The following is a 1,461-nucleotide window of genomic DNA, read 5'->3' as shown; positions in this document are numbered from 1 at the left end:
TGCACTGCACCCCAAAGTTTGTACAAAACTTTGGGGTGTTTTTGTGTCTAAATATAAAGTAGAAGATAAATTAAATGTAATTAACACATACCTAAACGGTATGGGATCTCAAATGGTAGCTAGAAAATTTGGGATTAAAAGTAGAAATACTGTTTTATGTTGGGTTAAGAGTTACAAAAAATATGGTCTAGATGGTCTGAAAAAAAGTAATAAAGTGATTGAATACTCTACTAAAGAGAAACAATATATATTAAACTGGATGAAAACGACTAAATCATCTTATCCAGAGACAGCTTATCATTTTAATATTCCATCTCCATCAACTATCTGGACTTGGGAAAAGCGATTAGAGAAAAAAGGTATCGATGGTTTATTGTCCCGAAGGGAAAGAAAAGCCATGACAAAAAAGAAAACTAACAAAGCCAACTCAAACAACACTAATACCGATAAAGAAAAATTAAAGAAGCTCGAAGAAGAAAATTTAATGTTGAGAATAGAGAATGATTTCTTAAAAAAATTGAGGGCCTTAGACGACGAAGAAGACCAGAAGTAATTATTAAAATAATCGACGAACTAAGGCTGAAATACCATACTACTAAAACATTAATACTAAAGGCATTAAGGATATCTAGAAGTACCTATTATTACATTAGATCAATCCAAAATAAGCCTGATAAGTACGCTGAAATCACTAAAATTATCAAGGATATTAAAGATAAAAATAAATCCTACGGATATAGAAGAGTATGTTTAGAATTAACTAATCGTGGATACCGTGTTAACCACAAACTAGTATTAAGGATAATGAAAAAGAATAATTTACTATCCTCATCATATTCAAGAAAAACACGTAAGTATAATTCCTATCGTGGTCAAGTTGGAAAACTTAAATCAAATCAATTAAATCGCAGATTTAATACTGATAGACCATATCAAAAGCTCTGTACCGATATCAGTGAATTCAGATATGGAAATTGTGATATTAATCATCGTGTTTACCTTTCACCTATTATGGATTTATTTTCTGGTGAAATAATATCCTATAACATTAGCAGACATCCAAATATGAACTGTGTTATGAAGCCGCTGAAAGAAGTTATTCAATTAGTTAAGGGTTTACCATACAGAACGACCATTCATAGTGATCAGGGAGCTCAGTATCAAAGTCACATCTGGCAAAAAGAGCTTAAGAAGAATAAAATGTTTCAAAGCATGTCTCGTAAGGGAAATTGTATTGATAACTCACCTATGGAATCATTTTTCCATATTATGAAAGCTGAAATCATGGACTGTAATTATGACTTTAAAGAGGATTTAATTTCATCAATGAAAATATGGATTGATTATTACAATAATCATCGTATTAAAACAAAACTAGGCGGAAAGTCACCGGTTCAATACCGGAAACTTTCCGCCTAGGAAAAACAATATAATAATGTACAACTTTTGGGGTGCACATCA

The 1,461-nt window shown here is 31.3% G+C and carries 2 protein-coding genes; both read left to right on the top strand.

The annotated features are described in order from the left end of the window. Positions 1-553 (top strand): helix-turn-helix domain-containing protein (locus JUD45_RS07035; protein ID WP_138726328.1); only part of this gene is annotated, 553 nt, incomplete at its 5' end. Further along, a complete protein-coding gene (locus JUD45_RS07030) occupies positions 517-1,419 on the top strand; it encodes an IS3 family transposase (protein ID WP_081010576.1) in 903 nt (300 codons plus the stop codon). The genes JUD45_RS07035 and JUD45_RS07030, both read left to right, overlap by 37 nt. Positions 1,420-1,461 lie beyond the last annotated feature (42 nt).

Source organism: Apilactobacillus nanyangensis (assembly GCF_016861915.1).
Classification (GTDB): domain Bacteria; phylum Bacillota; class Bacilli; order Lactobacillales; family Lactobacillaceae; genus Apilactobacillus; species Apilactobacillus nanyangensis.
The sequence above is the reverse complement of the archived record's forward strand: the minus strand, read 5'-3'. Positions and strand labels throughout refer to the sequence as shown.